The sequence below is a fragment of the Streptomyces sp. NPDC014656 genome, from assembly GCF_043084305.1.
Taxonomy (GTDB): domain Bacteria; phylum Actinomycetota; class Actinomycetes; order Streptomycetales; family Streptomycetaceae; genus Streptomyces.
Genome location: NZ_JBIBZN010000005.1, coordinates 38,888 through 61,329, shown reverse-complemented (window position 1 = coordinate 61,329; position 22,442 = coordinate 38,888). Strand labels below are relative to the sequence as shown.

The window sequence follows — 22,442 nt, the reverse complement described above, 5'->3', positions numbered from 1 at the left end:
CGGCTGAGTTGACAGTAGCCCGCTGTCATAGGGCTGGCGACTATTCGCCAGGGTTCGCCAGGGTGCGCTCGATGTTCCGCCACCCGCGCGCGGGTGTCAGGTAGGTATGCGCCACCCCGCCCCGTCGACCGGCCCTCATTTTCCCCAGGGTGCGGACCGGGGGCGGGCGGGGCGACGCACGCTATACGTCGGACCACGAAGGGATCTGTCACCTCCATGTACACAGCATCGTCCTCCGTGTCCGCCCCGCCCCGGCCGCAGACCCGCCTGGTGCCGGCCGGCGGACCGTACCTCGCCCCCGCGCCGCGGGCCGCGCGTCCGCGGTCCTGGGCGGCCGGGACCGGCACCGGACCCGGCACCCGGGTCAGCGGCAGGATCGACCTGTCGGGCCCGCAGGGGGCGCAGCTGAAGGTCGCCATCGCCTCGGTGCAGCGCATCTGCCCGGAGTTCAACCCGGTGCAGGTGCTGCGGCGCAGCGGCCGCTCCGTCCTGATCGTCGGGACGACCGGACGCACGACGGCGGTGGCGAAGTGTTTACTGGACCACTCCCCCGCGTGGGCCGAGCGGTTCCGGCACGAGATAGCTTCCTACCGCTCCTTCGTACGCCACCGTCCGCCGGTGCGCGCGCCGCGGCTGATCGCCGCGGACCCGGAGAACTGCGTGCTGGTGATCGAGCGGATGCCCGGACGGGCCGCGGCCCTCTCGCGCCACCCCGTGGAGGCCCCGCCGCGGGCCGACGTGCGGGCGGCGCTCGGGGCGATCGCCCGGCTCAACGCCTGGCGGCCGCCGGCCGGGACCTTCGACGCGCCGCTGGACTACGGCGCGCGGATCGCCCGCTACCACGAGCTGGGACTCTTCACCGACCGGGACCGCGACGACCTGCAGAAGCTGCTGCACGGCCTGGCCCACGCGGGCGGGCGGCAGGGCATGGGGCAGTTCTGCCACGGTGACGCCCTGCTCTCCAACATCCTCCTCTCCCCCGCCGGGCCCGTCCTGGTCGACTGGGAGCACGCCGGCTGGTACCTGCCCGGCTACGACCTGGCGACGCTGTGGGCGGTACTCGGTGACGCGCCGCTGGCCCGGCGCCAGATCAGCCAGATGGCGCAGCAGCAGGGCCCGGCGGCCCGGGACGCCTTCCTGGTGAACCTGATGATCGTGCTGACGCGGGAGATCCGCACGTACGAGACGGCCGTGCAGCGGACCATCAAGGAGGCCCCGCCAGCGGGTTCGGTGCCGGTGGTCTCGGGGGCGCTGGCTCCCGGGGAGGAACAGCGGCTGCTGCTGAGGCGGCTGCACGACGACTGCGCCATGGCACGGCGGGCCGTGCGCGCGGCGGTGGGGACGCGCTGAGCGTTCCCACCGCGAGACGGGGGTGTGCGCCGCACACCCGGTGCCGACACACCGGGAGTGCGGCGCTTCGCCGTTTCCGGCGCGTGCCGCCCGGCGGCTTCGGGCGGCCCCATTGGTCGAGACCACCGACGCGCCGCCGGTGGGCGGACCGTCACCGCGAAAGTCGCCCCGTTCGGCCCGCACGACCGCGCTGACATGGGAACTCGCCTTCGAGGCGGGGTCATTGACGGATGGTCGGGGAGCGGCTACCCCTGTACGGGTTCGGTACCGCACGCCCCCGTGTCACCCCCCGTCCCTGGAGGCCGCCTTGCTCCGTACCGCGTCCCGAGGCCGTGTGCTCTCCGTCGCCGCGTCCGCCGCCCTGCTCCTCCCGCTGCTGTCGGGCGCGCCGCCGGCCGGTGCCGACGCGCCGGTGGCGGACTCGCTGCAGCGCCGGTTCGCGGCGGCGGCCGAGCGCCACGGCGTGCCCGAGAGCGTGCTGCTCGCCGTCTCGTACCTCCAGTCGCGCTGGGACGACCACGCCGGCGCGCCCAGCGTGACCGGCGGCTACGGGCCGATGCACCTCACCGACGCGGCGACGGCGCTGGCCCGTTCCGCGCCGCACCACTCGGAGGACGGCGAGGACGCGCGCGGCGACGACTCCCGGCCCGCCCGGACCGGGGCCGGCACCGACCTGCCGGAGCCCGGGGAGCTGCCGGCCCGGCTGCGGACCCTGGAGCGGGCGTCGGCGCTCTCCGGGATCCCGGCGGAGGAGCTGCGGAGCTCGGCGGCGGCGAACATCGAGGGCGGCGCGGCGCTGCTCGCGGCGGCCCAGCGGGAGGCCGGGCGGGCACCGAGCGCGGACCCGGCCGACTGGTACGGGGCGGTGGCGCGGTACTCGGGCGCCGACGACACGGCCACGGCGGCGGCGTACGCGAACGACGTCTTCGACGTGATCCGGACCGGCGGGGCACGGGTCACGGACAGCGGGCAGCGGGTCGTGCTGCCGGCCGCTCCGGGAGTGGCTCCGGACACCGGGCAGGTGGCGGGGCTGGGGCTGCGCGCGCCGGAGCGCGGCCCGGTGGAGTGCCCGACGACGGTGGCGTGCGAGTGGGTCCCGGCGCCGTACGAGGAGTTCGGCGACGGGGACTACGGCAACCACGACAAGGCGGACCGGCCGGCCTCGCAGAAGATCGACTACATCGTGGTGCACGACACCGAGGCGACCTGGGACGTCACCCTGAAGCTGGTGCGGGACCCGACGTACGTCTCCTGGCAGTACTCGCTGCGCTCCTCGGACGGGCACGTCGCCCAGCACCTGCCGCTGAAGGACGTCGGCTGGCACGCGGGGAACTGGTACGTGAACGCCAAGTCGGTGGGCCTGGAGCACGAGGGCTTCCTGACGGCCCCGGACTCCTGGTACACGGAGGCGATGTACCGCAGCTCGGCGCGGCTCGTGCGGTACCTGGCGAAGCGGTACGACATCCCGCTCGACCGGCAGCACGTCATCGGGCACGACAACGTGCCGGGGACGGTGACGTCGACGATCCGCGGCATGCACACCGACCCGGGTCCGTACTGGGACTGGGCGCACTACTTCCGGCTGCTCGGCCGGCCGCTGACGCCGAGCGCGGGTCCGGGGGCGGCCGTGGTGACGATCCGTCCGGAGTACGGCGAGAACCGGCCGGTGTACACGGGGTGCGCGACGGCCGGGGAGGCGTGCGCGCCGCACGGCAGCGGCGCCGTGCGCCTGCACACCGCGCCGAGCGCCGACGCGCCGCTGGTGCGGGACATCGGACTGCGGCCCGGCGGGCAGGACTCGACGACCGGGGTCAACGACACGGGCGCGCGGGCGACGACGGGGCAGAGCTACGCGGTGGCGGAGCGCCGGGGCGACTGGACGGCGATCTGGTACCTCGGGCAGAAGGCGTGGTTCCACAACCCGGAGGCGCGGCCGACGGCGGTGGGCGCGCGCGGGCAGCTGCTCACGCCGCGGGAGGGCCTGTCGGAGGTGCCGGTGTACGGGCGGGCCTATCCGGAGGCGGCGGCGTACCCGGCCGGGGTGCCGGTGCAGGCGGTGTCCCCGCTGCCGTACCGGCTGCTCGCGGGGCAGCGGTACGTGGTGGGGCACAAGACGCCCGGGGAGTACTACTACGCACCAGTGTTCGACAGCACGAACCATCGGGTCGTGCGCGGACAGGAGGAGTACTACCAGATCCAGTTCGGCCACCGGATCGCCTTCGTGAAGGCCGCTGACGTGCGGGTTTCACAGGGCTGAGCGGGCTTGGCCGAAAGGTGCGGGGTGGCGCCGGAGTCCCTCTCCGGCGCCACCCCTTCCCGTGTTCGTACGACTATTCCTGAGCGCGGGTCCGGGGCCCGGGACAGGGGTAAGGCTGGGCCGGAACGTCACCCCTCCACCGGAAAGGCCTGTCCGCACATGCCTCAGCCCTTCGTCATGCCGGATTTCTATGTCCCGTATCCGGCGCGCCTCAACCCCCATGTGGAGGCGGCCCGGACGCACACCCGGGACTGGGCCCGCGCGATGGGGATGCTGGAGGGCTCCGGGGTCTGGGAGACGGCCGACCTCGACGCGCACGACTACGCGCTGCTCTGCGCCTACACCCACCCCGACTGCGACGAGGACGCGCTGAACCTGGTCACCGACTGGTACACGTGGGTCTTCTTCTTCGACGACCACTTCCTGGAGGTCTTCAAGCGCACCCAGGACCGGGCGGGCGGCAAGGAGTACCTGGACCGGCTGCCCCGCTTCATGCCGGCCGACCCCGCCACCGGCATGCCCGAGCCGGCCAACCCGGTGGAGGCCGGCCTCGCCGACCTGTGGCGGCGCACCGTCCCCGCGATGTCCGACGGCTGGCGGCTGCGCTTCGCCGAGGCCACCGAGGCCCTCCTCTACGAGTCCCTGTGGGAGCTCGACAACATCAACGACGGCCGGATCGCCAACCCGCTCGAATACGTCGAGATGCGCCGCAAGGTCGGCGGCGCCCCCTGGTCCGCCGGGCTCGTGGAGTACGCCGCCGGGGCCGAGGTCCCCGACCGGGTGGCCCGCTCGCGGCCGCTCCGGGTGCTGCGCGACGCCTTCTCGGACGCCGTCCACCTGCGCAACGACCTCTTCTCGTACCAGCGCGAGGTCGAGGACGAGGGCGAGAACAGCAACGGCGTGCTCGTCCTGGAGCACTTCCTCGGCTGCTCCACCCAGGAGGCCGCCGACGCCGTCAACGACCTGCTGACCTCACGGGTCCAGCAGTTCGAGAACACCGCGCTCACCGAAGTGCCCGCGCTGGCCGTGCGGGAGGGCCTCACCCCCCTGGAGATCGCGGCGATCGGCGCGTACACCAAGGGACTCCAGGACTGGCAGTCCGGCGGCCACGAGTGGCACATGCGCTCCAGCCGGTACATGAACGAGGGCATGGCCGAGGCGTCCGCCGGAACACCCGCCCTCGGCATGTCGGTGCTCGACGTCCGGAACCTGCTCGGCGGCCGGGCCGGCGAGGCGCGGCTGCGCAGCCTCACCCACACGCCCCACCGGCCCGTCGGCCCCCTGCCGCTGCCCGGCTTCGACCTCCCCTACGCGCTCTCCCTCAGCCCCCACCACCAGGAGGCCAAGCGGCGCTCCGAGGACTGGGCCGACGCGATGGGCCTGCTCGGCGACATCTGGGACCGGCCGCTGATGGAGGGCTTCGACCTAGCCCTCTGCTCGGCCGGCATCGACCCCGACGCCACGCTGGAGGAGCTGGAGCTCAGCGCCCTCTGGCTGACCTGGGGCACCTACGCCGACGACTACTACCCGATGGTCTTCGGCCGTCCCCGCGACCTGGCGGGGGCCCGGGCGCAGACCGCCCGGCTGAAGGCGTGCCTGCCGGTGGACGACCCCGCCTCCGCCCCGGGGTTCGCCGGGAACGCGCTGGAGCGGGCGCTCGCCGACGTGTGGGCGCGCACGGCGGGACCGATGGGCCCGGAGGCCCGTACGGAGCTGTGGACCGCGCTCGACGCGATGCTGGAGAGCTGGATGTGGGAGCTGCACAACCAGGCGCAGCACCGGGTGCCCGACCCGGTCGACTACGTCGAGATGCGCCGCAGCACCTTCGGGTCCGAACTCACCATGCTGATGGGCCGGCTGCGCAAGGGCGGCGCCCTGCCGCCGGAGGTGTTCCGCTCGGGCACCGCCCGCGCGCTGGAGAACGCGGTGGCGGACTACGGCGCGCTCGTCAACGACCTCTTCTCGTACCAGAAGGAGGTCGAGGTGGAGGGCGAGCTGCACAACGGCGTGCTCGTCCTGGAGAAGTTCTTCGACGTCGACCGGGACACGGCCGCCGGCATGGTGCACGAGCTGATGCGCGGACGGCTGCGCCAGTACGAGCACCTGAAGCAGCGTGAGGTGCCGCTGATGTACGCCCACTTCGGGCTGGACGAGGCCGGGCGGGCGGCCTTCGGGGCATGGCTGCGGGAGCTGGAGGACTGGCTCGCGGGCGTCCTGCACTGGCACCGGAGCGTGCGGCGGTACGGCGCCGGCGACGTGCGCGCGGGCGCCGGGAGCCCGCTGCTGCGCGACCGCTCCGACGGCGCGGCTCCGGTGCCGGACTGGACCGCGCCGCGCGGGCTCGGCACCACGGCGGCACGCGTCGCGACCGCCTTCGCCGGCGTCCCGTCCTGACGCGCGGAAGGGCCGCCCCGGAGTCCGGGGCGGCCCTTCCGGTCGTGGTCCAGGGCCTGTCTGCCCATGGGCGTCGGATCGGGCCGGGTCGTTCGGCGCGTGCGAGCGGCGTGCGGCCCGGACCCGGCGGGAACGGTCGGACGGGCCCTAGGGGCGGCGGCCGCGCAGGTCGTCGAGTTCGCGGCGTTCGCGTTTCGTGGGGCGGCCGGCGCCGCGGTCGCGGACGGCGGCGAGGGCGACGTGCTCGCGCGGCGGCGGGGGCGGGCTGTTGTCCACGTACGCCTCGGCGGCGGCCGGCGGGCCGACCCGCTTGGTCAGCGGTTCCTTGACCTCGACGATCCGCTCCCGGCCCGCCACGTAGACGCGGACCTCGTCGCCCGGCTTCACGGACTGGGCGGGCTTGGCCCGCTCGCCGTTGACCTTGACGTGTCCCGCCCGGCAGGCCGCGGCGGCCTGCGAGCGGGTCTTGGTCAGCCGGACCGCCCAGATCCAGGCGTCGACGCGTGCGCTCATCGGCCCCCGCCTCCCGTTCAGCCCTGCTGGAACAGCTCGGCGGGCAGCGGCTTGAGCAGCGCGTACAGGTCGTCGGTGATCGGCCGGTCCCAACTGGCGATCGTCACCAGGACGTTGTCGCTGCGGTCGAACTGGACGCAGGAGATGCGGCTCTCGGAGAGCTTGAGGCGGCGCACGATGAGGAGGTTGTCGCCCTGCATGACGGGGACGTCCTCGGTGTCGAGGACCTCGACGGGCTCGTCGTTCTCGAGGGCGGCGAGGAGCTGGGCGACCTCGAAGGGGACCTGGCCCTCGGCGAGCTCCCGGGCCGGGGAGCCCTCCGGGAGGTTGCCGATGATCATCGCGGGGCCGCGGCCGCCGAAGAGGTCGTAGCGCAGGAAGACGCCCTGGCAGGAACCGTCGGGGGCGGGCAGCAGACCGGCGCCGAGATTGCCGGGCCAGTCGCCCGGGTCCATGGCGAGGACGTCGAAGTCCGGGCCAGCGGGAGTGGCGCTGCGGCGGCGGAGGAAGGACATACGGCCATGGTACGTGCCCGGGCGCGCGGCGCGGCGCCGGGCTCCGCCGTTCCGGCGCCGTTCCGGCCCTCCCGGGGCCTCAGTCGACCGGGTCGGCCGCCCCGGGCGTCTCCTCCGGTCCGTCCGGCGCACCGGGATCGCCGAGCGCGTGGGCGAGACCGGAGCGGTCGGTGCCCAGCTTGCGGTAGACGGCGGAGAGCAGCCGGGCGGCGGCCGTGGGGTCGACGCCGAGGACGGCGGCCGGGTCCAGACCGCGGACGGTGGCCCCGGCGGCGGCCCGCTCACGCGCGGTGAGGGAGTTGCCGTCGGCGGTGTGCAGGGCGCGCGGGCGCAGGCCCGCGGCTGCCAGCTCGGCCCGGGCCTCCTCGACGAGGCCGTCGGCCCCGCAGTCCTGGGCGGTCTCCAGGCCCCGGTACAGGTGCTCGGCGGCTTCCGCGTGGCGCTCGGTCCGGCGGAGCGCCGCGCCGAGGGCGACCAGCGAGCGGGCCAGCTCGTACGCGGCCGGGGACTGGTCCAGCCAGTCGACGGACTCCTCCAGGAGCTTGATCCGGTCGGCGCCCTCGGAGACCTCGGCGGTCACCCGGAGCGCCTGGCCGATCGCGGAGGGCGCGCCGTACTGGCGGGCGCGGGCGACGGCAGCCTGGGCGGTCGCGAGCGCCCTGGCCGGGGAGGCGGTGGCGGCCTCGGCGAGGGCCAGGTGGAGCTGCCAGGGGCTGCACGACGGGTTGCGCTTGCCGCGCGGCTCCAGACGGCGGCCGATGTCGGCCAGCGCGGCGGCGGCCTCCTCGGTGCGGCCGGTGGCGAGGAGCAGCTCGGCGTGGACGGTCTCGCAGTCGGGGATGGTGACGGCGGCCGGGAAGGGCTCGCCGAAGTCGTGGTCGCGGGCGACCCGCTCGGCCTCCTCCGTGCGGCCGCGGGCCAGGAGGACCTCGATCATGACGCCGGTGGCGTACCAGAGGGCGGGGGTGCGGGGGCCGACGCGCTCGGCGAGGCGCAGGCCCGCGCGGGCGAAGTCCTCGGCCTCCATGAGCCGGCCGCGCCGGAAGCGGATGTACCCCAGGAGGGTGTACGCGAAGGAGAGGTGGGCCCCGCGCCAGCCCTGCTTCTCGAACTCGGCGGTGCCCGCGGCGAAGAGTTCCTCGGCGCGGCCGGGCCGGTCGGCGTAGAGGTGGATGAGGGCGACGAGGACGGGGACCTCGAAGCCGCGGCTCTCGTCGGCCCAGCTGAGGCCGCCTTCGAGGGCCCGCTCGGCGTGGCGGAGGGCGACGGGGGCGGGTTCGGCGCGCAGGGTGGCGTCCCAGGCGCGCAGCCCGATGATGTAGCGCTCGGTGAGGTCGCGGCCGGTGAGCCGGTCGGCGAGGGTCGAGAGGCGGCGGGAGCGGGCGGGCGACTCCGGCTCGTCGGAGCGGAGCGCGTCCCACATGAACCGCTCGGCCTGCATGCGCAGGCGGCTGCGGGAGTCGGTGGTCAGCCGGCTCTCGTGCTCCAGGAGCTCGGAGGCCTCGACCAGGCGGTCGCTGTGGGCGAGGACCTGGGAGAGGCGGTACACGATGCCGTGGCGCAGGGCCTGGTCGGAGATCGGCTCCTCCAGGGCGGCGCGCAGGTGGTTGACCGTGGTGGCGGGCTCGGTGAGCAGCGACGCGGAGCTGAGCTCGAAGAGGACGGCGGCGCGCTCGTCGGCGGTGGGAGGTTCGCGCAGGGCGCGGGCCAGGTGGCGGCGGGCGGCGTCGGGGGCGCCCGCGCGGAGGTTCTCGCGGGCGGCGGCGCGCAGCTGGGCGACGACCGCGGGGTCGCCGTCCGGGTGGGTCTCCAGGAGGTGGCGGGCCGCGGCGGCCGGGCCGAGTCCGGCGTCGATGACGCAGGCGGCGGCCTGGCCGTGGAAGGCGACGCGGATGCCGTCGGGGATGGCGCGGTAGACGGCGCTGGCGATGAGCGGGTGGACGAATTCGAGCGGGCCGGCGGGGTCGCCGGTGTCGGCGAGGACCCGGGCCTCGCGGAGGCGTTCGGCGCAGTCGGCCACGGCCTCGTCGCCCAGGCCGGCGAGGGCTCCGGCGAGCGCGGGCGAGATCTCGGTGCCGAGGACGGCGCAGGCCCAGGCGAGCCGGACGGTGGTGGAGCCGAGCCGTTCGAGGCGGCTGATGAGGCCGCTGCCCTTGAGGGCGGCGGCGAGGTCGCGCAGTTCGTGGGCGCCGTCGGCGGTGGGGTCGAGGCCGCGGTCGCGGACCTTGGCGGCGAGTTCGACGGTCTCGAAGGGGTTGCCGGAGGTGACGGTCCAGAAGTCGCGGCAGAAGGTGTCGTCGGCGTGGGCGCCGATCCGGTCCCGGACCAGCTGGGCGACCGCGTCGGCGGTGAGCGGGGCGAGGCCGTGCGGGCGCTGCCCGGAGCGGTGGCCGGTGAACTCGGCTCCTTCGTCCGGGAGTTCGTCGGGCCGGTAGGCGACGACGAGGAGCATCGGCAGGTCCTCGGCGCGCGGGGCGAAGGAGGCGAGCCAGCCGAGGGACTCGGGGTCGGCCCAGTGGGCGTCGTCGAGGACCACGACGAGCGGGGCGCGCCGGACGGCGAGGTGGGTGAGGATCCAGTCGAGGCCGTCCCGCAGGCCCTGGGGGTCGGGCGAGGAGCCGGCGGTGGCGGCGCGCAGGCCGAGGGCGGGGCCGACGATGTCGTACCAGGAGCCGAGCCGTTCGCGGAGTTCGGCGTCGGAGGAGTGGGCGAGCTGGGGCTGGAGGAGCTGGCGGGCGACGTGGAAGGCGACGCGCTGTTCCTGGTCGCCGCCGCGGGCCGAGAGGACGGTGCAGCCGCGGGCGCCGGCCCGGCGGCGGATCTCGGCGAGGAGGGTGGTCTTGCCGAGTCCCGCGGGTGCGGCGTAGACGAGGACTCCGCCGCGCGCGGCGGGCGGTTCGGCGGCGCGCGGGGCCTCGGAGGCCGAGCGGGCGGCGCGCAGGGGGACGACGCGGGCGTCGCGCGGGGCGGGCACGCGCTCGGCGCGCTCGGGCGGGGACGGGGGCTCGGGTGCGAGGCCGGTGAGCAGGTCGAGCGCCTCCTCGGCGGCGTCGAGCGCGGCCTCGCGTTCGAAGAGGCCGAAGCCCAGGCGGGCCGGCCTGCCGTCCTGTCGTGCCACGTTCCACCCCCACACAGGGGGCGCGCGCCCGGCGCACGGTCGGGGCGCCGGGGCGATCACCCCGCGAAAGGTCCAGCGTACGCCGGAACGAGCCTTGTGTAACGGCATTCTTCCAAGCAGTTCGGGTGGTCTTCGGCGTGGTGGGCGCCCTCGGCGACCCGCAGGTCGGGGGGTGTTCGACGGACAGATGTGCGGAGTCGGGGACACGGCCGGCGGAGCGTGTCGTCCTTGACCGGAATCCCTGCGAATACTCCCATATGACGGACGGTCACTTCATGATCGTCATGTGGTCCTGACGAGGGGATGAGCCGACCATGAGACCTCCCATTTCCCGTGCGCGGTCCTGGGCCGCGCGCTCGGTGTGCTCCCTCGCCCTGTGCGCCACGGCGCTGACCGCGCTGCCCGCCCCGGGCCCGGCCTCGGCGGAGCCCGCCGGGACCGCCGCCCCGGCGGCCGGCGCGGCCGTCGCTCCGGCGGCCGCGCCGTACTCGGTGAGCGCGGCGCGGGCCGCGCTGGCGCGGCTGCTGCCCCGGCACGCCGGCCAGTTCGAGCTGGTCCTGACCCCCCGCTCCGGCACCGCCGACCGGTTCTCGGTGTCGGGCTCGACGGGGCGGATCGTCGTCACGGGCTCCACTCCGGCGGTGCTGCTGCGCGGGGTGCACTGGTACCTCTCCTACACGGTGGGCGTGGACCTCGGTTCGCCCGGGGACAGCCTCGCGGCGCTGCCGGACCGGCTGCCCGGGCCGTCCGGCACGGTCACCAGGTCGGCGTCGGTGCCGCACCGGTTCGCGCTCAACGACACCGACGACGGCTACTCGGGGGCGTACCGGAACTGGGACGCGTACGAACGGCAGATCGACCTCCTCGCCCTGCACGGGGTGAACGAGGTGTTCGTGCAGATGGGCGCCGAGGCGGCCTATCACGCGGCGTTCCAGGAGTTCGGCTACACGGGCGCGGAGCTGCGGGAGTGGATCCCGGGTCCCGCGCACCAGCCGTGGTGGCTGATGCAGAACATGTCGTCCTTCGGCGGCCCGGTCACCGAACAGCTGATCGCCCGGCGGGCGGCGCTGGGCAAGCGGATCGTGGACCGGCTGCGGGAGCTGGGCATGACGCCGGTGCTGCCCGGGTACTTCGGCACGGTGCCGCCGGGCTTCGCGGAGCGCAACCCGCAGGGCCGGGTGGTGCCGCAGGGCCGGTGGATCGGCTTCGACCGGCCGGACTGGCTGGATCCGCGCGGGCCGCTCTTCCCGCGCGTCGCCTCGGCCTTCTACCGGCACCAGGCGCGGCTGCTCGGCACCACCACGATGTACAAGATGGACCTGCTGCACGAGGGCGGGAACCCGGGCGACGTGCCGGTCGGCGAGGCCGCCGCGCGGGTGATGGAGACCCTGGACGACGCGCGGCGGGGCGCGACCTGGGTGCTGCTGGGCTGGCAGCGCAACCCGAAGGCCGAACTGCTCGCGGGCGTCGACACCTCGCGGCTGCTCGTGGTGGACGGGCTCTCCGACCGGCACGACGGCCTGGACCGGGAGACGGCCTGGTCCGGGACTCCGTACGCCTTCGGCACCATCCCCAACTTCGGCGGGCACACCACGCTCGGCGCCAACACCCCGGTGTGGACGGACCGGTTCGAGGCGTGGCGGACCAAGCCGGGCAGCGCGCTGCGCGGCATCGCCTTCCTCCCGGAGGCCACCTCCGCCAACCCGGTGGCCTTCTCTCTCTTCACCGAACTGGCGTGGCGGGACGCCCCGGTGGACCACTCCGGGTGGTTCGCGCAGTACGCCGCCCGCCGCTACGGCTCCCCCGACCCGCACGCCGCCCAGGCCTGGGAGTGGCTGCGGAAGGGGCCGTACGGCACGCGGTCGAACGGCTGGAGCGAGTCCCAGGACAGCCTCTTCACGGCCCGGCCGAGCCTGACCGTGCGGACCTCGGCCTCCTGGGGCCCGAAGGCGATGCGGTACGACGCGGCGACCGTGGAGCGGGCGCTGGCCGAGCTGCTGCGGGTGGCACCGGCGCCACGGACCACCGACGCGTACCGCTTCGACCTGGTGGACACCGCCCGGCAGGCGCTCACCAACCGCAGCCGGGTGCTGCTGCCGCAGATCAAGGCGGCGTACGAGGCGAAGGACCTGGCCGGCTTCCGGGCGCGGGCGGCCCGGTGGCGGCAGTCCATGGCGCTGCTGGACGAGCTCCTCGCCACCGACCGGCGGTTCCTGCTCGGGCCCTGGCTGGAGGGCGCCCGCGCGTGGGGCCGCTCGGACGCGGAGCGGGCCGCCCTGGAGTTCGACGCCCGCTCGCTGATCACCACGTGGGGGCACCGGGCGGGCAGCGAGGCCGGGCTGCACGACTACGCCAACCGCGAGTGGTCGGGCCTCGTGTCGGGCTTCTACGCGCCCCGCTGGTCGGCCTACCTGGACTCGTTGGAGACCTCGCTGGTCACCGGGCGGGCGCCCGCCGCGATCGACTGGTTCTCCTGGGAGAACGCCTGGAACCTGCGGCGGGACTCCTACCCGGTGACCCCGAAGGGCGATCCGGTGGCGCTGGCGACCCGGGTGCTCGACAGCCTGCGCGCCTGAGCCGGGTCAGGCCGGCGGTTCGGCGCCCACCAGCCACATGGAGAAGAACTGGGCGCCGCCGCCGTAGGCGTGCCCGAGGGCCCGGCGGGCGCCGTCCACCTGGTGCTCGCCGGCCTCCCCGCGCACCTGGAGGGCGGCCTCCGCGAAGCGGATCATCCCGGAGGCGCCGATCGGGTTGGTGGAGAGGACGCCTCCGGAGGGGTTCACGGGCAGGTCGCCGTCGAGTTCGGTGACGCCCGCCTCGGTGAGCTTCCACCCCTCGCCCTCGGCGGCGAAGCCCAGGTTCTCCAGCCACATCGGCTCGTACCAGGAGAACGGCACGTACATCTCGACGGCGTCGATCTGCCGGCGCGGGTCGGTGATCCCGGCCTGCCGGTAGACGTCGGCGGCACAGTCGGAGCCCGCCCTCGGCGAGACGAAGTCCTTGCCCGCGAAGAGGGTCGGTTCGCTGCGCATGGCGCCGCCGTGCACCCAGGCGGCGGGGCGCGGTGCCCGGTCGGCGCCGGCCCGGTCGGTGAGGACCATGGCGCAGGCGCCGTCGGAGGACGGGCAGGTCTCGGAGTAGCGGACGGGGTCCCACAGCATGGGGGACGCCTGCACCTTCTCCAGGGTGAGGCCGTGCTCGTGGAGGTGCGCGTAGGGGTTCTTGAGGGCGTTGCGGCGGTCCTTGTACGCGACGAGGGAGCCGATCGTGTCGGGGGCGCCGGTGCGGCGCATGTAGGCGCGGACGTGCGGGGCGAAGAAGCCGCCGGCGCCGGCGAGCAGCGGCTGCTGGAACGGCACCGGCAGGGACAGGCCCCACATGGCGTTCGACTCGGACTGCTTCTCGAAGGCGAGGGTGAGGACCGTCCGGTGGACCCGGGCGGCGACCAGGTTGGCGGCGACGAGGGCGGTGGAGCCGCCGACGGAGCCGGCGGTGTGCACGCGGAGCAGGGGCTTGCCTACCGCGCCGAGGGCGTCGGCGAGGTACAGCTCCGGCATCATGACGCCCTCGAAGAAGTCGGGCGCCTTGCCGATGACGACGGCGTCGACGTCCGCCCAGGTCAGCTCGGCGTCGGCGAGGGCCCGCGCGGCGGCCTCGCGGACGAGCCCGGCGAGGGAGACGTCGCGGCGGGCGGCGACGTGCTTGGTCTGGCCGACGCCGACGATCGCGACGGGCTCTTTGCTCATCCTGTCTCCTTGTTCACTTCTCCGACCGTGCGGCGCGGAGGTGCGGGCATCGTTCTCGTCTGCGGCCCGGCGGCCGCCCGTCCGTCGTTCACGGGCGGGGGTCCCCTTCCAGGACGGCGACCAGGTTCTGCTGGAGGCAGGGCCCGGAGGTGGCGTGGGCGAGGGCGCGGTCGGAGTCGCCGCGGTGGACGGCGGCGGCGGCCTCGCCGAGCCGGACGAGTCCGGCGGCCATGACGGGGTTGGCGGCGAGCGCGCCGCCCGAGGGGTTGATCCGGACGCCGTCGCCGAGGCCGAGGGCCTTGGCGAGGACGACCTCCTGGGAGGTGAAGGGGGCGTGCAGCTCGGCGGTGTCCACGGGCCGTTCGAAGGCGCCGGCGCGCTCGGCGGCGAGCCGGGTGGACGGCGAGTCGGTGAGGTCGCGCACGCCGAGCGAGTGGGCCTCGACGCGGTGGTCCATGCCGCGGATCCAGGCGGGCCGCGCGCACAGCTCGCGGGCGCGGTCGCCGGCGGCCAGGATGACGGCGGCGACGCCGTCCCCGATCGGCGGACAGTCGCCGGTGCGCAGCGGCGCCACCACGTACTCCCCCTGGGGGCGGGCTCCGGTGACCTGGGCGTGCGGGTTGGCGGCGGCGTCGGCGCGGCGGCGGGCGGCGAGCGCGGCGAGGGCCGCCTCGTCGGTGTCCCCGGCGTCGACGAGGGCCTGTGCCTGGAGGGCGGCGAGGGCGACCGAGTCGGGCCAGAGCGGGGCCACGTAGTAGGGGTCGAGCTGGCGGGTCAGCACGTCGCGGACGGAGCCGGGCGAGGACTTGCCGTAGGAGTAGACGAGGGCGGTGTCGGCCTCGCCGGTGAGGAGCTTCACCCAGGCCTCGTAGAGGGCCCAGGCGCCGTCCGTCTCGACGTGGGACTCGGAGATCGGCGGCCAGGCGCCGACGCCGTCGAGGGCCATGGTGAAGGAGAAGGCGCGGCCTGCGAGGTAGTCGGAGGAGCCGGAGCAGGTGAAGCCGATGTCGGAGGTCCTGAGGCCGGTCCGCCGCAGCACCTCGTGGAGCACCGGCATCACCATCTCGACCTCGGAGAGGTCGTCGGTGCGGCGGCGGTGGTCGCTCTGGGCGAAGGCGACGATCGCCACCTCGCGGCCGGGGGCGCTCATAGCAGCTCCTTGTACGTGTCGTAGTCGGCGTCCGGCTCGCCGGTGGGCCGGTAGTGGTCGGGGTAGCGGCCGTCGTCGCTCCACACGGGCTCGACGCGCAGGCCCATCCGGACCTGGTCGTAGGGGATGCCGCCGATCCGGCCGTGCAGCGCGAGATCGGCGCCGTCGAGGGCGATGTGGGCGTAGACGTAGGGGACTTCGATGTCCAGGTTCTTCGCCTTGATGTTGACGATGCAGAAGGTGGTGACGGTGCCGCGGGGGCCGACCTCGACCTGGTCGGTGGTGGCGACGCCGCAGGTCGGGCAGGCGCCGCGGGGCGGGACGTACACCTTCGCGCAGGAGGGGCAGCGCTCGCCGACCGTCCGGCGCTCGGAGAGCCCTTGGAGGTAGCGGGTCTGGGCGCGGCCGGGGCTGTAGGTGTAGTCGAGGCGGGCGGGGGCGGTGATGCCGGTGACGGGGTCGTCGAACTCGCCGTTGTGCGGGGCTGGTTCGCCGTCGGGAGCGGCGCCTTCGTACGGTTCGAAGCAGGCGATGTCCGTGATGGCGCCGGTGCGTCCGGCGGACCAGCGGATCCGGACGCGCATGCCGGTGCGGACGGCGTCCTGGCCCGGGGCGTCGAGGGCGTGCAGGAGGGCGGTGTCGGCGCCGTCGAGACGGACCAGGGCCCAGGCGAAGGGACGGTCGAGGGGCTGGCCGGGGCGGGGCTCGGGGTTCCAGGCCCAGGTGGTGACGGTGCCGGTGGGCGCGACCTCGACGAGCTCGCGCAGCTCGGCGGCGGTCTCGGGGTCGTACTCCACGGGAGGGACCAGGATCCCGCCGGCCTCGGTCCGGACACCGAGGACGGTGCGCTCGCGCAGCCCGGTGAGGAAGGCGGACTGGACGGGGCCGAGGGAGCGGGTGAAGGGGAACTCGACGACGAGGGGGGCGCGGAGGATCTCGGGGGGCGAGGGGGGCGAGGGGGGCGAGGGGGTGACGGTCATGGGCGGGGCCTTCCTTCGCGGGGCGGGAGGGTCGGTGGTGCGGTGGGCGGGGGCGGTACGGGGTGGGGCCGGCCGGGGGCCCGCCCGCCGTTCGGGGGCTCGGCCGGGGCCGTTCCGGGACGCCGGGCGGTGCTCCCGGCCGGCGGGACGTCACTCCCGCCGGTACACCGCGGGCCGCTTCTCCGCGAAGGCCCTCGCGCCCTCCTTCGCGTCCGCCGTGTCGAAGATCGGCCAGCCCCGCTTGAGTTCGGCCGCCAGGCCCTCCGTCTCCGTCAGTTCGGCCGCCTCGTAGACGGACGCCTTGACGGCCTCGACGGCGAGCGGCCCGCAGGCGTTGATCCGTTCGGCGAGGTCGAGGGCGGTGTCGAGGGCGGTGCCGTCGGGGACGACCCGGCCGATCAGGCCGATGCGGGCGGCTTCCTCGGCGGTGTAGGGGCGCCCGGTGAGGAGCATTTCGAGGGCATGGGTGCGCGGGATCTGGCGGGGCAGCCGGACGGTGGAGCCGCCGATGGGGAAGAGGCCGCGCCGGACCTCGAAGAGGCCGAACAGCGCGGAGGCTCCGGCGACCCGGATGTCGGTGCCCTGGAGGATCTCCGTACCGCCGGCCACGCACGCGCCCTCGACCGCGGCGATGACGGGCTTGCGGGGGCGGTGGTGGCGGAGCATCGCCTTCCAGTGCAGGTCGGGGTCGGCCTTGAGCCGGTCGCGGTGCTCCTCCCCGGCCATGCCCTTCCCGGCGAGGGCCTTGAGGTCCATGCCGGCGCAGAAGGCGCCGCCCGCTCCGGTGAGGACGATCGAGCGGACCCCGTCGTCGGCGTCGGCCTCGATCCAGCCGTCGTGGAGGCCGACGAGCATCGGCAGCGACAGGGCGTTCTTCGCCTCGGGGCGGTTCAGGGTGAGGACGAGCGTGGCGCCTTCGCGCCGCACGGTGAGGTGTTCGGTGCCGGCCATGGGCATCTCCCGTCTCCAGTTCTGGAACAGGTTGCAGGAGCGGCACGGGCAGTTCAATAGTTTTCTGACACTCAGTCAGATTCTTTGACGCGCCCCCTTCCCACCTCGACCCGTCGGTGCTCTGATGACCGCCCGAGTCCGAACGCGCCGGGGTCAGGAGGAACGGTGGAGTACAACCTTGCCGACCTGTTCGAATCGGTCGTGGACGTGGTGCCGGAGCGCGAGGCGCTGGTCTACGTCGACCACCCGGGGACCGGCGCCGAGCGCCGGCTCACCTACGCCGAACTCGACGAGGCGGCCAACCGGCTGGCCCACCACCTGCTCGACGCGGGCGTCCGCCCCGGCGAGCACCTGGGGCTCCACCTGTACAACGGCGTCGAGTACCTCCAGACCGTCCTCGCCTGCCTGAAGGCCAGGATCGTGCCGGTGAACGTCAACTACCGCTATGTCGAAGAGGAGTTGGTCTACCTCTACCAGGACGCCGACCTCACCGCCCTGGTGTACGACGCCGAGTTCACCGACCGCGTGGCGGCGGCCCTGCCGCGGTGCGGGAAGCTGCGGCACCTCGTGCGGGTGGGAACCCCTCCCGAGGGGGCCGCGGCCCTCGGAGCCGTACCGCTGGAGGAGGCGGAGGCGGCCGCCGCGCCCGGGCGCGGCTTCGCGCCCCGGTCCGGCGACGACCTCTTCGTCATCTACACCGGCGGCACCACCGGCATGCCCAAGGGCGTGCTCTGGCGCCAGGAGGACCTGTTCTTCGCCGGGCTCTTCGGCGGGGACCCCTCCGGCGAGCCGGTCAAGCGACCCGAGGAGCTGGCCGAGCGGGTGGCCGCCGGCGGCGCCGGCCTCACCTTCTTCCCCGCGCCGCCGCTCATGCACGGCACCTCCACGCTCACCACCTTCATCGCCTTCCACTACGGCCAGCGGGTGGTGCTGCACCGCAAGTACGTGCCCGAGGAGGTGCTGCGGACCATCGAGAAGGAGAAGGTCTCCAGCATCTCCCTCGTGGGCGACGCGATGCTGCGCCCGCTGATCGACGCGCTCGCCGGACCGCTCCGCGGCACCGACCTGTCCGCGCTGTTCAGCCTCTCCTCCTCCGGCGCGATCATGTCGGAGACCGTACGGGCGCAGCTGCGCGAGCTGATGCCGAACGTCATCCTGCTGAACAACTTCGGCTCCACGGAGTCCGGTTCGAACGGGCGGGCCACCGACGACTCGGGCCCGGAGAAGGGCTTCCGGCTGCACGTCAACGAGCGCACGCAGGTCGTCGACCCGGTCACCCTCGCCCCGGTCGCCGCCGGCGCGACCGGCCGGCTCGCCCAGCGCGGGCACGTGCCGCTCGGCTACTACAACGACCCGGAGAAGACGGCGGAGACCTTCTTCGAGCGGGACGGCGTGCGGTGGGTCCTGCTCGGCGACATGGCCACGGTCGACGCGGACGGCGTGGTGACCGTCCTCGGCCGCGGCTCCCAGTGCATCAACACCGGGGGCGAGAAGGTCTATCCGGAAGAGGTCGAGCAGGCCCTCAAATCGCACCCCGACGTGTACGACGCGCTGGTCGCGGGCGTCCCGGACGCCACCTGGGGCAGTCACGTGGCCGCCGTCGTGCAGCAGCGCGAGGGCTCGGCGCCGCTGGACCTGGCGGCCGTCCAGGACCACTGCCGCCGCCACCTCGCCGGCTACAAGGTGCCCCGCCAGCTGGTCCTCGCCGACCGCATCCAGCGCTCCCCGAGCGGCAAGGCGGACTACCGCTGGGCGAAGGCGGTGGCGACGGAGGCGGACGCGGCGGGGCGCGCCTAGCGCCCGATCCCTGGCGTCTGGCGTCTGGCGTCTGGCGTCTGGCGTCTGGCGTCTGGCGTTTGGCGTCTGCCGCCTCTGAGCGGCGCCCGCCCGGTGGGCCGCCCGTCGGTGTTCAGGCCGTGCCGAACTCCCTGATCGCGGCGAGGAAGGCGGCCGGGCGGGCCTCGTGGACGAGGTGTCCCGCCTCGATGGTGACCAGGCGGGCGTCCGGTATCGCTGCGGCGAGTCCGGCCAGTTGCTCCTGCGGGATGTGACTGGCCGGGCCGCCGGCCAGGACCAGGGTGGGGGCCGTGATCGCGGGGAGTCCGGCGCGCCAGGCCGGGTCCGGGGCGTTCAGCTGGGCATCCGTGGCGGGGACGATCCCCCAGTCGAAGGCGGGACGGCCCTCGGGGGGCGCGGCCACCGGGCGGGGCGGGTCGAGCGGCACGAAGGCCGGCGGCTCCTCCAGGACGAGGCGGCCGACGAGGGCGGGCTCGCGCTGGGCGAGGAGGCACGCGGCGCCGGCGCCCATCGAGTGGGCGACGACGGTCGCGCCGGTGAGGCCGAGGGCCCTGAGGAAACCGCCCAGCTCGTCGCGGAAGACGTCGAAGCCGTATCCGCCCGGCCGGTCGCTGAGGCCGTGCCCGCGCAGGTCCACCGCGTACACCCGGTGGTCGGCGGCCAGGTCCTCCATGACCGGGCCCCAGGTCGTGGCGGACTCTCCGCGCCCGTGGACCAGGACGAGGGGCCGTCTCCCCTCGGGTCCCGCGACCCGGTAGGCGAGCCGCACGCCGTCGACGGCGACCGTGCGGACGGCGGGGTCGAGGAAGGCGAGGACCGTGCGGACGAGGACGTGCGCGGGCTCCCGCTCCACGAGGAGGACCGGCGCGGTGAACGCGCCGAGCGCCCGCCGGGCCCGCTCCGGCGAGAAGAGGGGATCCGGGCCGGGGCCGGGGGTGACGAGGACGAGGGAGCGGACGCGGCCGGGGTGCGCGGCGGCGTACCGGACGGCGAGGTCGCCGCCCGTCAGGTGGCCGAGGAGGTCGATCCGCTCCCGGCCGAGGTGGTCGCGGAGGGCTTCGACGGCGCCGGCCGGGAGGGGGCGCCCGTCCGCGTCGCGGGCGGGCAGCGTGACCAGGGGCCGGTGCCCGGCGAGCCACGTCAGCTCCTCAGGATCGCCCGGATCCCCAGGATCGCCCGGTTCTCCGGTCAGGCAGACCAGGGGCCGGCCGGGGCCCTCGCCGCGGACCCGGTAGGCGAGCGCGACTCCGTCGCGTGTCGTGAACGTCGGCACGGTCGTGATCATCGTCGGGCGGGCCGGTGGGGGCAATCGGTTTCGCCGGCGGCGTGACGGCTTCGGCGGCGGCCGGGCTCCGGGGGCGCGATACGGTGGGTGGACCGTCCCCGAGCCGCGAAGGAACCGTTCCACCGTGCCCGACACCCGGGATTCCGCCCTGCGCGGCGACTGCGCGCAGTGCTTCGGTCTGTGCTGTGTGGCGCTGCCCTTCGCGAAGTCGGCCGATTTCGCCGTGAACAAGTCCGCCGGCGACCCCTGCCGCAACCTCAGGGACGACTTCCGGTGCGGGATCCACACCCGGCTGCGGCCGAGCGGTTTCCAGGGCTGCACGGTGTACGACTGCTTCGGCGCCGGGCAGCGGGTCTCCCAGGTGACCTTCGGCGGCGTGTCCTGGCGGGAGGCGCCGGAGACCGCCCGGCAGATGTACGAGGTCTTCCCGGTGGTGCGGCAGCTCCACGAACTGCTGCGCTACCTCACCGAGGCCCTGGAGCGGTCCGCCGCCCGCCGGCTCCACGGCGAGCTGCGCACGGCCCTCGGCCGGGTCGAGGAGCTGGCCGCGCTGCCGGCCGCCGACCTGGAGAAGCTGGACGTCGGTCCCGTGCGCGCCGAGGTGAACCCGCTGCTGCTGCGGACCAGTGAGCTGGTCCGTGCCACGGCGGGCGGCAAGCCGCGCGGCCGGCGCGGCGCCGACCTCATCGGGAAGCGGCTGCGCGGCGCGAAGCTGCGGGGGACCGATCTGCGCGGCGCGCTGCTGATCGCCGCCGACCTGACGGGCGCGGACCTCACGCTCACGGACCTGATCGGCGCGGACCTGCGCGACGCGGACCTGTCCGGGGCCGTCCTGACGGACGCGCTGTTCCTCACCCAGCCGCAGCTGAACTCGGCGCGCGGCGACGCCGCGACCGTCCTCCCCCGGGGCTTCGAGCGTCCCTCGCACTGGACGTCCTGAACCGGCCGGAGCCGGCCGGACTCAGGCGAGCGCGTCCGGCGCCGTCACCGCCCGCGCCCGTACTCCGCCGCGCACCCCTCCGGGCCCGGTGCCGGCCGGACGCGGGCGGTGACACGGACGACGTCGTCGTGCTCGCCCTCCGGGAGCGGCACCCCGACCCCGGCGCGGGCAGTCGCCGCCGCGCCCCGGTGGCGGCCGCGCCTCCGGCCGGTCACCACTCCCTGGTGGCGATCAGCTCCTCCGGGTCTGCGTCGGGGAAGCCGTAGGCGGTGGCGACGAACCGGAAGTCCTCGCCTATCTCCTCGCGGGCCACGGTCTCGATCTCGCTGCCGGCGGCCTCGAACTCGGCCTCCAGGGCGTTGAACTCCTCCGTGGCGGCGTGGGTGAGGGCGTACAGGGCCGGGAGGCCGACGGGGCGCTCGGTCTCGACGCGCTCGCAGAGGCGGAGCAGGATCTCGCGGCCCTTGTCGACCACGTGGTCGGGGAAGTACCCGTCCTCGTACAGGCCGCGCAGGAACGCGTACTCCTCCACCTTCCGGTTCGTGATCGTCATGGCCGTCCCCTCCCGTGCGTGGTCACCGCTCCCGATGATGCACCGGGGCACTGACAGCGGCCTCAGGCGTGAACGTACGGGGTGGTCGTGGTGAGCGGGACGAAGCCGAGGCGCTGGAGGATGGGACGGCTGGTGGGGGCCGCGTCGACCTGGACGTAGCGGTGCCCGTGGGCGGCGGCGACGCGGGCCCGGTGGGCGACGAGGGCGCGGTAGAGGCCCCGGCCGCGCCACTCCTCGACGGTGCCGCCGCCCCACAGGCCGGCGAAGTCGGTGCCCGGGTACAGCTCCAGGCGGGCCGCGCTGACGGGGGTCCCGCCGGCGACGGCGAGGACGGCGGGGACCGTGCCGGGGTCGGCGGCCAGCCGGTCGAGGAGGCGGCGGCCGAGGTCGGAGCTGTCGGTGCCGAAGGCCCGTTCGTGGACCTCGACCACCTGGCGCACGCCCTCCGCGTCGGTGACCTCGCGGAGTTCGACGCCGTCCGGCAGCGCCGCGGCACCGGCCTGCGCGGCGGCCTCGGCGGCCAGCAGGGTCTCCGGCTCCTCGGCCCGGAAGCCGGCCGCGACGAGCCGTGCGCCGAGGTCGGCGGGCCCGTCGTGGCCGTACAGCTTCCACTCGAAGGGGACGCCCCGCGCCCGGTAGTGGCCGAGCTGCGCGGCGATGGCCGCGTCGGCGGTGTCGGCGTCGAGGCCGGACCAGAGGACGCCGTTCCAGGCGTGGGCGGGTCCGGTCTGGCGGACCACGGCGCCGGCGCGCTCGACGCGGCAGCCGGGCCCGTCGGGGCGCGCCTCCCGTCGCAGCTGGGCGTCGTACAGGTCGAGGAGGTGCTGTGCGTCGTTCATCCCGGCCATTGAAGACCGCTGCCAGCGGGCGGGCAACGCCTTTTGCGGCCGGCC

16 protein-coding genes are annotated in these 22,442 nt (G+C 75.0%); 6 read left to right on the top strand and 10 right to left on the bottom strand.

What is annotated here, in order from left to right; translation table 11 throughout:
• The first annotated feature begins 216 nt into the window (after positions 1-216).
• The 3 genes from ACF1ED_RS13700 (at position 217) to ACF1ED_RS13690 (ending at position 6,001) form a co-directional block, all read left to right on the top strand.
• On the top strand, positions 217-1,350 hold the full coding sequence (locus tag ACF1ED_RS13700; RefSeq protein WP_391759866.1) for an aminoglycoside phosphotransferase family protein: 1,134 nt from the start codon (positions 217-219) through the stop codon (positions 1,348-1,350).
• Between the two features lie 307 nt (positions 1,351-1,657).
• Positions 1,658-3,607 carry an N-acetylmuramoyl-L-alanine amidase gene (locus ACF1ED_RS13695; protein ID WP_391759864.1) on the top strand — a complete coding sequence of 650 codons (1,950 nt, stop codon included), beginning with the start codon at positions 1,658-1,660 and terminating at the stop codon, positions 3,605-3,607.
• A 159-nt stretch (positions 3,608-3,766) separates the two neighbouring features.
• Positions 3,767-6,001 carry a germacradienol/geosmin synthase gene (locus tag ACF1ED_RS13690; protein WP_391759862.1) on the top strand — a complete coding sequence of 745 codons (2,235 nt, stop codon included), beginning with the start codon at positions 3,767-3,769 and terminating at the stop codon, positions 5,999-6,001.
• A 147-nt stretch (positions 6,002-6,148) separates the two neighbouring features.
• Here the strand turns inward: ACF1ED_RS13690 and ACF1ED_RS13685 are convergent, their stop codons facing one another.
• The 3 genes from ACF1ED_RS13685 to ACF1ED_RS13675 form a co-directional block, all read right to left on the bottom strand.
• On the bottom strand, positions 6,149-6,514 hold the full coding sequence (locus tag ACF1ED_RS13685; protein ID WP_391759860.1) for an RNA-binding S4 domain-containing protein: 366 nt from the start codon (positions 6,512-6,514) through the stop codon (positions 6,149-6,151).
• Positions 6,515-6,531: 17 nt separating this feature from the next.
• On the bottom strand, positions 6,532-7,029 hold the full coding sequence (locus ACF1ED_RS13680; protein WP_391759858.1) for a hypothetical protein: 498 nt from the start codon (positions 7,027-7,029) through the stop codon (positions 6,532-6,534).
• A 79-nt stretch (positions 7,030-7,108) separates the two neighbouring features.
• The gene (locus ACF1ED_RS13675; protein ID WP_391759856.1) at positions 7,109-10,147 is read right to left on the bottom strand and encodes an ATP-binding protein; all 3,039 of its coding nucleotides are present in this window, start codon (positions 10,145-10,147) and stop codon (positions 7,109-7,111) included.
• A gap of 314 nt (positions 10,148-10,461) precedes the next feature.
• On the opposite strand from ACF1ED_RS13675, the gene ACF1ED_RS13670 reads away from it, so the two are divergent.
• Entirely contained in the window at positions 10,462-12,723 is a 2,262-nt protein-coding gene (locus tag ACF1ED_RS13670; RefSeq protein ID WP_391759854.1) for an alpha-N-acetylglucosaminidase, read from the top strand.
• A gap of 6 nt (positions 12,724-12,729) precedes the next feature.
• Here the strand turns inward: ACF1ED_RS13670 and ACF1ED_RS13665 are convergent, their stop codons facing one another.
• From ACF1ED_RS13665 to ACF1ED_RS13650, 4 genes are all read right to left on the bottom strand, one after another.
• Entirely contained in the window at positions 12,730-13,893 is a 1,164-nt protein-coding gene (locus tag ACF1ED_RS13665; protein WP_391759852.1) for a thiolase domain-containing protein, read from the bottom strand.
• 88 nt (positions 13,894-13,981) lie between these two features.
• On the bottom strand, positions 13,982-15,043 hold the full coding sequence (locus tag ACF1ED_RS13660) for a thiolase domain-containing protein (RefSeq protein WP_391759850.1): 1,062 nt from the start codon (positions 15,041-15,043) through the stop codon (positions 13,982-13,984).
• Entirely contained in the window at positions 15,040-16,023 is a 984-nt protein-coding gene (locus tag ACF1ED_RS13655) for a Zn-ribbon domain-containing OB-fold protein (RefSeq protein ID WP_391759848.1), read from the bottom strand. Before ACF1ED_RS13655 ends, ACF1ED_RS13660 begins: the two co-directional genes overlap by 4 nt.
• Before the next feature lie 150 nt (positions 16,024-16,173).
• A complete protein-coding gene (locus ACF1ED_RS13650; protein ID WP_391759846.1) occupies positions 16,174-16,974 on the bottom strand; it encodes a crotonase/enoyl-CoA hydratase family protein in 801 nt (266 codons plus the stop codon).
• 165 nt (positions 16,975-17,139) lie between these two features.
• Here ACF1ED_RS13650 and ACF1ED_RS13645 point away from each other — a divergent pair, with 165 nt between their 5' ends.
• Positions 17,140-18,771, top strand: coding sequence for an acyl-CoA synthetase (locus ACF1ED_RS13645; RefSeq protein ID WP_391759844.1), 1,632 nt, complete (start codon positions 17,140-17,142; stop codon positions 18,769-18,771).
• A gap of 112 nt (positions 18,772-18,883) precedes the next feature.
• Here ACF1ED_RS13645 and ACF1ED_RS13640 read toward each other — a convergent pair whose 3' ends face one another.
• A complete protein-coding gene (locus ACF1ED_RS13640; RefSeq protein ID WP_391759842.1) occupies positions 18,884-20,044 on the bottom strand; it encodes an alpha/beta fold hydrolase in 1,161 nt (386 codons plus the stop codon).
• A gap of 136 nt (positions 20,045-20,180) precedes the next feature.
• On the opposite strand from ACF1ED_RS13640, the gene ACF1ED_RS13635 reads away from it, so the two are divergent.
• Positions 20,181-20,996 carry a pentapeptide repeat-containing protein gene (locus ACF1ED_RS13635; RefSeq protein WP_391759840.1) on the top strand — a complete coding sequence of 272 codons (816 nt, stop codon included), beginning with the start codon at positions 20,181-20,183 and terminating at the stop codon, positions 20,994-20,996.
• A gap of 211 nt (positions 20,997-21,207) precedes the next feature.
• On the opposite strand, the gene ACF1ED_RS13630 is transcribed toward ACF1ED_RS13635, so the two are convergent.
• A complete protein-coding gene (locus ACF1ED_RS13630) occupies positions 21,208-21,549 on the bottom strand; it encodes a DUF5713 family protein (protein ID WP_391759838.1) in 342 nt (113 codons plus the stop codon).
• A gap of 62 nt (positions 21,550-21,611) precedes the next feature.
• Positions 21,612-22,388, bottom strand: coding sequence for a GNAT family N-acetyltransferase (locus ACF1ED_RS13625; protein ID WP_391759836.1), 777 nt, complete (start codon positions 22,386-22,388; stop codon positions 21,612-21,614).
• Between the last annotated feature and the right edge of the window lie 54 nt (positions 22,389-22,442).

Coding starts and splice junctions, on each gene's coding strand:
- ACF1ED_RS13700 (WP_391759866.1), top strand. CDS start 217: ATGTACACAGCATCGTCCTCCGTGTCCGCCCCGCCCCGGCCGCAGACC.
- ACF1ED_RS13690 (WP_391759862.1), top strand. CDS start 3,767: ATGCCTCAGCCCTTCGTCATGCCGGATTTCTATGTCCCGTATCCGGCG.
- ACF1ED_RS13685 (WP_391759860.1), bottom strand. CDS start 6,514: ATGAGCGCACGCGTCGACGCCTGGATCTGGGCGGTCCGGCTGACCAAG.
- ACF1ED_RS13680 (WP_391759858.1), bottom strand. CDS start 7,029: ATGTCCTTCCTCCGCCGCCGCAGCGCCACTCCCGCTGGCCCGGACTTC.
- ACF1ED_RS13670 (WP_391759854.1), top strand. CDS start 10,462: ATGAGACCTCCCATTTCCCGTGCGCGGTCCTGGGCCGCGCGCTCGGTG.
- ACF1ED_RS13665 (WP_391759852.1), bottom strand. CDS start 13,893: ATGAGCAAAGAGCCCGTCGCGATCGTCGGCGTCGGCCAGACCAAGCAC.
- ACF1ED_RS13660 (WP_391759850.1), bottom strand. CDS start 15,043: ATGAGCGCCCCCGGCCGCGAGGTGGCGATCGTCGCCTTCGCCCAGAGC.
- ACF1ED_RS13655 (WP_391759848.1), bottom strand. CDS start 16,023: ATGACCGTCACCCCCTCGCCCCCCTCGCCCCCCTCGCCCCCCGAGATC.
- ACF1ED_RS13650 (WP_391759846.1), bottom strand. CDS start 16,974: ATGGCCGGCACCGAACACCTCACCGTGCGGCGCGAAGGCGCCACGCTC.
- ACF1ED_RS13630 (WP_391759838.1), bottom strand. CDS start 21,549: ATGACGATCACGAACCGGAAGGTGGAGGAGTACGCGTTCCTGCGCGGC.
- ACF1ED_RS13625 (WP_391759836.1), bottom strand. CDS start 22,388: ATGAACGACGCACAGCACCTCCTCGACCTGTACGACGCCCAGCTGCGA.